The organism is Candidatus Hydrogenedentota bacterium, from assembly GCA_019695095.1.
Lineage (GTDB): Bacteria > Hydrogenedentota > Hydrogenedentia > Hydrogenedentales > SLHB01 > JAIBAQ01.
The window spans coordinates 1-9,455 of sequence record JAIBAQ010000213.1 but is presented as its reverse complement, the minus strand read 5'-3'; the positions used below and the strand labels follow the sequence as shown (position 1 = coordinate 9,455).

Annotated in this window: 9 protein-coding genes and 1 tRNA gene; 3 read left to right on the top strand and 7 right to left on the bottom strand. The window is 56.4% G+C overall.

Annotation, left to right across the window (positions count from 1 at the left end; translation table 11 throughout):
- The 3 genes from K1Y02_22835 to K1Y02_22825 all read right to left on the bottom strand — a co-directional run bounded on the left by K1Y02_22835 (position 1) and on the right by K1Y02_22825 (position 2,439).
- A tRNA-Val gene (locus tag K1Y02_22835) sits at positions 1–77 on the bottom strand.
- Between the two features lie 74 nt (positions 78–151).
- Positions 152–1,066 carry an NAD-dependent epimerase/dehydratase family protein gene (locus K1Y02_22830; protein MBX7259216.1) on the bottom strand — a complete coding sequence of 305 codons (915 nt, stop codon included), beginning with the start codon at positions 1,064–1,066 and terminating at the stop codon, positions 152–154.
- Positions 1,067–1,338: 272 nt separating this feature from the next.
- On the bottom strand, positions 1,339–2,439 hold the full coding sequence (locus K1Y02_22825) for a LacI family transcriptional regulator (protein ID MBX7259215.1): 1,101 nt from the start codon (positions 2,437–2,439) through the stop codon (positions 1,339–1,341).
- A 591-nt stretch (positions 2,440–3,030) separates the two neighbouring features.
- Between K1Y02_22825 and K1Y02_22820 the strand changes: the two genes are divergently transcribed.
- From K1Y02_22820 to K1Y02_22810, 3 genes are all read left to right on the top strand, one after another.
- Positions 3,031–4,959, top strand: a complete 1,929-nt coding sequence (locus K1Y02_22820; GenBank protein MBX7259214.1) for a sigma 54-interacting transcriptional regulator — start codon at positions 3,031–3,033, stop codon at positions 4,957–4,959.
- Between the two features lie 422 nt (positions 4,960–5,381).
- On the top strand, positions 5,382–5,588 hold the full coding sequence (locus tag K1Y02_22815; protein MBX7259213.1) for a hypothetical protein: 207 nt from the start codon (positions 5,382–5,384) through the stop codon (positions 5,586–5,588).
- Positions 5,581–6,357, top strand: coding sequence for an isoprenylcysteine carboxylmethyltransferase family protein (locus K1Y02_22810; protein MBX7259212.1), 777 nt, complete (start codon positions 5,581–5,583; stop codon positions 6,355–6,357). Before K1Y02_22815 ends, K1Y02_22810 begins: the two co-directional genes overlap by 8 nt.
- Positions 6,358–6,428: 71 nt before the next feature.
- On the opposite strand, the gene K1Y02_22805 is transcribed toward K1Y02_22810, so the two are convergent.
- The 4 genes from K1Y02_22805 to K1Y02_22790 all read right to left on the bottom strand — a co-directional run.
- Positions 6,429–7,187 (bottom strand): hypothetical protein, encoded by a 759-nt coding sequence (locus K1Y02_22805; protein MBX7259211.1) that lies wholly within the window; start codon positions 7,185–7,187, stop codon positions 6,429–6,431.
- Positions 7,188–7,191: 4 nt separating this feature from the next.
- Entirely contained in the window at positions 7,192–7,557 is a 366-nt protein-coding gene (gene ytxJ, locus K1Y02_22800) for a bacillithiol system redox-active protein YtxJ (protein ID MBX7259210.1), read from the bottom strand.
- A 181-nt stretch (positions 7,558–7,738) separates the two neighbouring features.
- Positions 7,739–9,106 (bottom strand): VCBS repeat-containing protein, encoded by a 1,368-nt coding sequence (locus K1Y02_22795; GenBank protein MBX7259209.1) that lies wholly within the window; start codon positions 9,104–9,106, stop codon positions 7,739–7,741.
- Between the two features lie 130 nt (positions 9,107–9,236).
- The coding region (locus K1Y02_22790) for a transcriptional regulator (protein ID MBX7259208.1) at positions 9,237–9,455 on the bottom strand (219 nt) is incomplete at its 5' end.

Below are 9,455 nucleotides of genomic sequence, written 5' to 3'. Positions count from 1 at the left end.
TGGTGGGCGGTGAGGGATTCGAACCCCCGACCCCCTGCGTGTAAAGCAGATGCTCTAACCAGCTGAGCTAACCGCCCCGAGAAGGAAACAGATAATAGCATGTGATGGGGTTCTCGGTCGAATTTTCAGACCTTGTTGAACCTCTTCCAAGTCAGCCTTGCGTCGTTTCCAGTAGCACGCGCAGTCCTTGCTCAAGGTTCACGGTGGGTCTCCACCCTAGTATACGTGCCGCCTTCTCGTTCGACGCGAGACTGCGTTCCACTTCGCCAGGGCGCAAGGGCTTCAGGATAGGTTCCTGGTCAAAACCGATAATCGTCTTCAGCGCCGAAAAGATCTGATTCACCGTGGTAGGCGCGCCCGAGCAAACATTAATGGTCTCGTTATCGCCCTTCTCCAGCGCCAACAAATTGGCGCGGGCCACATCGCCCACGTAGACGTAGTCACGAATCGGTTCACCGAATCCGAACAGCGTCGGTTGCTTGCCGTGTAGCATGAGGTCGGTCAACACCGCGCACACTCCACATTCTCCGTGGGGCACTTGCCTCGGTCCGAAGACGTTCGTGTACCGCAATACGACCCACGTCAATCCATGCACTCTCCCATACATCTTGATATATTCTTCGCCCGCGAATTTGCTCACCGCATAGGGACTGAGTGGCTCTGGCCGCGTGAGTTCGGTGGCAGGATAGTCCTTTGCCGCTCCGTAAATGGCTCCACCGGTTGATGAGAATATGATGCGTTTCGTACCGAATTCCTTGCACAGATTCAGCACCTGGATAAGGCCCAGCACATTCACTTTGGCATCAAATCCCGGGTCGGACACACTCTTGGTCACGTCCATCTGCGCCGCCAGATGGAATACCGCGTCAGGCCGCTCCTGAGCGAATACTTCCTGCAACGCTGCGTCGCAAATATCCACCTGGTGGAATCGCGCGCGCGCGTTGAGGTTCTCTTTCCTGCCTGTAACCAGATTATCAACTACGGCCACGTCGTGACCGTGCTCAATGAGCGTGTCAACAACATGCGAACCAATGAAACCGGCGCCGCCGGTAACTACAGCCTTCATACTCAGTTCATCTCCGCGACTGCGCCAATCATTACGCAATCAGTTACGCGCCCCGCACTAAGCTAAAGTCTCGCTGCCGCGAGGCCCCGGGCACTCATCTTGGGCAAAATCCACGTGGCGAGCCATTGAGTATACTCACCTCAAATCCCCAAGTCATTTGAAGCATCAATACTCGATTGCGCCATATCCGGGCGCACAAATGGGAGGCCCCCCGGGCCTCTGTGCAAGCCCGGGGAGCCTTTTGGGGGGGTGGGACAGAGAATCGATAGTATCTAGTCTCGAGGACCAAACAGGGTCACGGGGGCAGGCATTTCCTCCGACATGTTTGCTCTCGAGAGTATCGGCTTATACATTACTTGCACCGGTCCGCTGTTCTCTCCGCTGAACCACGACGAGAACTGCTCCAGTCCATCGACTGCTGCCTCCCATACGGGCAGCCACACATGCGCGGCCGCCTCCCGGAGCACACAGGCATTGGCCGTATAGGTCCAAGGCAACAATTCCACGTCCCTGCCAAGCACGCGCCCGGCACGCGAACACCCTTCGCGAATCTCCTCGGCATTCTCGGAACCGCTCGCGTCGATGACCGCTGTCACACTGGTATCGCTCAGAAGTTGGTGCACCTTGGCAGTCACGTCGCCTTTACTGAATTTGGTCGACTTGACCAATCGAGGATCGGGCGCAAAGCCTGCGGCCTCTATACCCTCAAGGTATCCCCGCTCACGATCCACTCCCGACTGAAACCCCTCGAATCCTCGCAACAATCCAATGCGGGTGTGCCCCGATTCGACCAAATGCGCCACGGACAACCGAGACGCCTCTGCGTAATCCACCGTCGCACTCGAACAATCCGGAAGTGAATCCAAGCGGCCCATCGCCAGATAGGGCTGTCCAGAATTATGAATCCGTACCAGCGTCGTATCCCCAAGCTTCAACGGGCCACAAAGTACACACCCCCAGTAGCGCTGTTCCCACAGGCCTCGCGCATAACAAATGTGCGTGTCTTTGCGGTACGGATTGAGGTCAAATATCAGGTATTTCCCCTGCTTGCCATAGATTCTATAGAACGCCTCAAAAAGTCGCACAAAAAACGTGTCCCTCACGGGGACCTGCTCGACCGGGGCCGGTATCGTCACTCCAATACAATCCCGCGGTTCCGTACGAAGGCTGCGCGCCCCTTTGTGCGGGTAATAACCCAGCTGCTCTATGAATCGGGTCACCCTCAATCGCGTGGATTCGCTGACTCCTTGCTCTCCATTGACCACACGGCTGACCGTCTTAACAGACACACCCGCGCGCCGCGCAACGTCGAACATCGTACGAGACGTACTACCAACGCGGGACTTCTTGGGGCGTGTCTTGGTCGCAGCCATAGAGCAATCAACCGAATCCAGAGTTCATTTTCTGTGCATGAGGCATCAACTATAAGACTTCTTCAAAGGTTCGACATCGTTGTCTACCAATTCATACGATACCTTACCGACACTGCGGTTGTCAATGCACCATTGTTAAGTACATATAAAACCTAGGCTTGCATCTTCAATATGTTCACCGCGACCCTCAACGAGCATCCGGGCATCCGTCGCATTTGTCGCCTCATGCCAATCCTCGAATAGACAACGTTGTCTGATTCCGGCATTTATTTCTTCCATTCTCGTGCGCTTCTACCGCAGTTTGGACTCTTTCTGGTCTGCCGGAGCCTACTCGACTTGACGCTTTCGCAGTGTGTTACACTTAACCGTCGACGGACGCGTCGGCAACTCAGGCTGTCTTACCCGGATTTTTCACGAACAGAGGCTCGTTACCAGCACATTTGCGAGTCCTGCTGTGCAAATAAAGCACAGGCTAACGCAAGCAATGTGTGGCTGTAAGAACTCCTCACGGCATAGCTGGGAATCAGAGCGATTTGCTCCGAGACTCAGTTGTGCAGGTGCAGACTTTGGGTTAACTCAGGGAGCGGCATCATGGCAAGTCAGGTCAGAAAACCGTTGCGCCTGCCCGACGAGTACGCCGCACTTCGCAGCATCGTCGAAGGCACCGCAACGGAGACCGGCGAGCAATTCTTCGCCGCACTCGTCAAGAACCTCGCCGAAGCCCTCAATACACACGGTGCATGGGTTACCGAATACCTTGAAGAGTGCCGCCGCCTGCGAGCCCTTTCCTTTTGGATGGGCGAAGACTGGATTCCAGACTGGGAAATCGCTATTGACGGAACCCCCTGCCAGGAAGTCGTGGATGGAGCCCGAATGGTCCACTACCCCGACAACATTCTTGCGTTATATCCCCAGGATTCCGACCTAAGAACGATCGGAGCGGTAAGCTACCTGGGGGTTCCCCTCAAAGACCCTCACGGCAAAGTCTTGGGGCACTTGGCCGTCATGGACACGAGACCCATGCCCGAGGACCCGCGCACCTTCGCGATCATCCGCATCTTTGCAGCCAGAGCGGGGTCCGAGCTTCTGCGCCTCCGTGCAGAACAGGCCGCCGCGGAACGCGAACAAAAACTCGCCAGCATCTTGGGCAGTGCCATGGACGCATTCATAGAATTTGACGACGACGGCCTTATCACGTTCGTCAATCCTGCCGGTGAGAAGTTGCTTAGCGCGACCTCGAACAGCCTCAGCACACGTCCCATTTCGGACTTCTTCCTGCGCGAAGATTTGGATCTCCTGAATCAGTCTGTCGAACAAGTAAGACAGCGCCCCCCCGGCGACCAGTGCACGTGGATCCCCGGAATGCTCACCGTCAAATGCTGCAACGGCGAATCCTTCTTTGCCGAAGCCACACTGTCACTCTATCGCGTAACCTCAAGATCGTTTCATGTGCTCAGTCTGCGCAACGTCAATGACCGTATCGAAGCGGAACGAAGAATTCGGACCCTGAGCGTTGAAACAGAGTACTTGCGCCAAGAGCTCCGAGAGGCTCGCCTCTTCGGCGGAATACTCGGCACAAGCAAACCGATACAGCAAGTTCTCGAGGATATATCGCAAGTCGCCGGCACCGATGCGTCCGTCCTGATCTACGGAGAGACTGGCACGGGAAAAGAACTCGTAGCCCGGGCCATCCACGAAGCCAGTAATCGAAAGGACCGCGCCCTGGTCAAGGTGAACTGTGCCGCCATACCAGCCATGCTCATGGAAAGCGAGTTCTTTGGACACGAAAAGGGCGCGTTTACCGGAGCCACTTCGAAGCGCGAAGGCCGCTTTGCCCTTGCAGACGGCGGAACGATATTCCTGGACGAAGTGGGTGAGCTGTCACTTGACCTGCAGGCCAAGCTGCTTCGCGTACTCCAAGAGGGCGAATTCGAACCTGTTGGCAGTTCCGTAACTCGACGCGTCAACGTGCGCGTTATCGCCGCAACGAACCGGGACCTGAACGCTGCCATCAAATCGGGCCAGTTTCGCGAAGACCTCTATTACCGGTTAAACGTCTTTCCTCTCCACATCCCCCCGCTACGCGAACGGGGAAACGACATTATTGTTCTCGCAGATTCGTTTGCTCGCAGAATCGCCAACGAACACGGCCGCGTTATCGCGCCGCTCACTGCCGAATGCGCTCGCAGATTAACCGAGTACTCCTGGCCTGGCAACGTGCGCGAACTCCAAAACGTGATTGAGCGCGCTGTCATAACCGCGCGCGATGGTCAACTAAACTTGGCGCGTGCGCTCGGCCCGACGACCGGAAAGTCCGATGATCCAAGAACAGCCGCCGCCCCAGAAAACGTCATGACGTGCGACGAACTCAAAGAACTCGAGTGCAAGAACATCACTCGCGCGCTCGAATCCTGCGGCTGGAAGATTGCCGGCGAACAAGGCGCTGCAAAACTGCTCGGCATCAGCCCATCCACTCTGACGTCTCGCATCAAAGCGTTGGGCATTACACGCAGTCCTTAGTCCGCAATGTGCACCGGCGCGATTGAGCGCCGACGCAAATTGGTCACGTGCACGACGTTGAGGTTATGCCATGAGGATCTCTCGCGAACACACTCTGTATTCGGAGAGCCGCTTCGATTTGCGCCGCAAGTCTCGCAAACACACTGGTTGCGAGAGAGGTTCAAGTGTGATCGTGAGAAATCCGGGTTAGCCACTTCGCGCGATGTCGCTCGCCAGATCTCGCGAGCGGCACTCACGAGATTTCACGAATCTCCCGTCTACCCCATTCCACTTTCATTCACGCCAATCGGCGTAATCTCCTGTTTCATCAGCATTTACAGGCAAACGCGCCACGTTGGCACACGGCCTGCTCTACTCCTATCCGTGACGGACGGCACGCCCGTTCGCACGCTGCAAGGCTGGACGGTCGAGGAGAGCAGACGATGAGCATTACAGACCCCGACAGCCGATCCAGGCCGCGGTGTCCAAAGCATCACAAGCAGGAAGACGAAGTCTCGTCTCCCGAAGCAGACGCAGCGGACATGCTTCAGCAGAAGCTGAGAAACGAAGTAGGTGCACAGGTCCGCACCGTTGTGGACCGGTTGTTCTGGGAGATGTTTCGTACACGTGAGGGAAAAGAACATGAGTAGAGTAATGATTTTCGCGTATGGGGTGGCGTGCTACATCGCCTTCTTGGGATCGTTTCTGTATGCCATCGGGTTTGTCGCAAATGTGTATGTTCCGAAGTCTATCGATTCCACGCCCACGGACACGTTCGGCAAGGCGCTTATGATCAACGTGGCTTTGTTGATGGTCTTCGCCCTTCAACACAGCATCATGGCGCGCAAGGGATTCAAGACAATGTGGACCAAGGTTATCCCCAAGGCCGCCGAACGCAGCACCTATGTCCTGTTCTCCAGCCTTGCCCTGATTCTCCTCTTCTGGCAATGGAGACCAATGGGCGGGATCGTGTGGGAAGTAACCGACCCGGTTGCCAAGTTCATGATGCACGCGGTGGCTGTCACGGGATGGCTCACCGTCCTGGCCACAACTTATCTAATCAATCACTTCGATCTGTTCGGTCTTCGGCAAGTATGGCTCAATCTGCTGGGACGAGAATACACGCCGCTGCGCTTCACAACTCCGGGCCCGTACCGGCATGTGCGGCACCCGCTGTACGTAGGATGGCTCATGGCCTTCTGGGCGACGCCCACCATGACCATGGCGCACTTGGTCTTCTCGCTGCTAACCACGGCGTACATCCTCGTTGCTATCCGCTTCGAAGAGAGAGACCTGGAACGCGAACACGGACGTCCCTATGCGGAATACCGCAAACGCGTGCCAATGCTCGTACCGCGGTTTGCCGCCAATAAGGACCACGGCACTCCGGAACCCGAGGTGGAAGGCAACATCGCATAGCCTGACGCGCAAAATATGAACGCAGGGTCAATCCAGAGTTGGCCCTGCGTCTTCTTTTTGTGACAAGGATGCTATTTCGTTTTGACAGTGGGTTTCTTCTTTGCCGCAGCACGCTTCTTCGGTGCAGCGGCCTTCTTGCCTTCCTGCGCCGATTTCTTGCGCGCACGGGGCGCCTGCGCGGCCACCGGCGTATCGATCGGAGACACTGTCCTGGGTATGGCTCGATTCAGCGCGTGAAGCTCCCTCTTCAGTTCATCCTGAACTCGCACCACCCCCGACGTGAGAGACTCCCATGAGATTGAATGCTCAGCGCCCAGCACATTCACCAGATCCGCTTCCGCGGACTCCGCCTGTGCACGCAAGGCCTCGATAACACGCAATGCCTCCTGCAGTTTCTTGCGCTGGCGATGAGTGATGGCTTCAACATCCGCTCCTATCAAGCTAAGAAAACCGGCAATTATAGCGTCGCGCGGTATACCAAGCCGCTCGGACAGATCGTTCAAGAACATCAACGATCCCTTCGTCAATGCCTGAGTCCGCAAAGAGGCATTCTTCAAAGACACTTGTCCCGCGAGCTCTTCGATCAGCTTCATCGCGTCTTTGTTGTTGCGCAGGCTGCTCAACTGGTCTGTCACAAGACCCAGAACCTCTCGCTGCGACACACGGTACACCTTGGCGAGGGCGACAAGCGCTTCTACGCTCATGAGAGGCAAACGAAACGCGGCCGTCACCAATGGCTGACTGCTCGAAAGTCCCTTCAACGGCAATGCCGTCAACGCCTTGATGACACTCCCAACCCCGGACCTCTTCGAAGCAGACTTCCTAGCCATGCGATCATCCCTCGCGCGTCGGGAAACGCCCACGGTTTTCGGTCACGACTTCTCGAATTCGCTTTTCATAGATGCCATGGTGCGAGGCTGACCAAACCGCCTCGCGATGGTGAACCAGTATCAACTGCGGCGATTTGTGCTGCACGCCCAGCAATTCGGCAATTTGGTTGGAAACGGGACGATCCTCGATCACCTTCACCATCCACACGCGCGGATCGCCTTCATGACTCTTGCTCTCGTATTCGGCCACGGACCGATAAGCTCCCGACGATATCGGACACGCCGTGCTGTGTTTGAACACAAAAACCGGAACCGTGTCCGATTCCGCCATGCACGTGTCCAGATCTTCAAATGTGACCAAAGGATTCATGTGGACTTCCCGATTGCTAGTGTAGTGAATCGTAATTGGGGCAACATATTGGTAGACCCGAGGAAGAGTCAAAAGCGGAGGAGAACAGGGGCTGACACAAGCGCAGCGAAGCGGAGACGTGTCTCTCCCTGCTTTCCGCCCCAGCATCCCATCGAATGGCTGCAAACATGGGCTCAGTCCCCTAGAAAACCAGCGCCTCAATCCGTTCCTTGTTCTTGATCCCCGGGTGAATAATCACGATATCCTCGGCGGCATTATCGTTCAACTTGAACGCGCGCGCCACCCCAAACGAAGGCACCGTGACCGTTGCATACGGCTTCGGCGAAATGAAACGGACGTCTCCCCCCGCATGCAGGAGCAACTTGTCGGAACCCGCCCCAAACGCGGCATCCGTATTCCCATCGCCATTGAAATCACCCAATACATACGCGTTCTGCTCTTTGCCGTCCGGAGCCGCAATCGAGACACTGGTTGAATAATCCGGCTTCTTGCCGAAACCGTTGCCGTTGTAAAGATAAATCTGAAGGTCGACCCCCACTTGGCGGAACATGAAGAAATTCACGAAAAACTTCACGCCAAACGGAATGTTGATAAAGACCATATCAAGCTTCTTGTCTCCGTTGACATCTTTCAGAATCGGCGCCGCAAACGATCCCTTCGACTCGAATTTAGCCGTCGGCTCGTTGGGGTAGTCCATCGGACCTTTCGCGATGTAGACCTGCGTGAGTACGCTCAAATTGATCGTCCCCTGCGTCTGGGTCACGACGAGATCCGGAACACCATCGCCGTTGATGTCGTTCATGTCCGAACTCGTATCCCACTTGTCGCCCAGGTTCACCGGGATCTTGAAGCGGCGTGTCTCTCCCCACTGCTCTCCGAAGGCAAAATCGGCATTCTCGCCGCTCAAAAAAGCCAGCGCCTTGTTCTTCGAATTCGGAAGCGCAAACGACTTGTACGCCGGGTACCGATTGCTGATCTGCATGCCGCTTCCGGTTCGGACTCCCGATTCGACATCACAATGCACGGAGGCAAGCAGCGCATCCGCATTGCGTACGTCGAAACCTTGCGGCATCGGAGCAAGCCACTCGTCCAAGCCGTCGCCGTTCAAGTCGACCGCCGCGTTGATCAGAAAAGCGGGCTCCTTGGACCCGCTTGGATACAGCGAAACAAACGCAATGTCGCGGACTACCTTCAGTTGCCCTTCAGAGTACCCGTACGCCTTGCAGCCACCCGCCGACGCGGCCAGCACTTCCACCGGCGCTTGTCCGGTCACTTCAGCGGTGAACAACGCACCCACCACGGGATCCAGCGCCTGAACAAGAGTTGGCTTCGCGGGGTATCCCCCCTTATCGTCGGCGAGAAAGAGCGCCAACTGCTTCTTCACCGGACTCGAAAGCGGATCGGCACAAATGGCCAGAATATCGCCATGCTTGTCCCCATTGAAATCCGCCACGGCAATGTCCCACACATCCAATCCCGCGTTAAGGGCAAACACCCGCGGTTCCGCGGCAGCCCCCATCGCTAGCGACACAACAACCCAAGCAAGCATCCAGAAAACCTCCTGCCAGACAGACGCCTGTCTAGGCTCCTGTATTCAACCCGGCTGTACGATGACTGCTTCCGAAAGGAAGACTCCCGGTACATTCAGACCACGCATCGGGCGATACAGTGTCGCAGAGTCAGGAGCGCAGGCTCTCCAATTCGTCTCGGAATTCGGCCAAGGAGGTCACTCGCCGCGCGCCAATTGCGTCCAGACACGTCGCATAACCCTCTACCGCGCGCCCCCCAGCCACAATTGCAGTTGATGCCGGCATCAGATGCCCAAGACGCTTCAATTCTCGATGTAGGTGCGCGTCGTCCGAAGGATACACAAAACTGAGCGCCACAGCTCTCGCGGA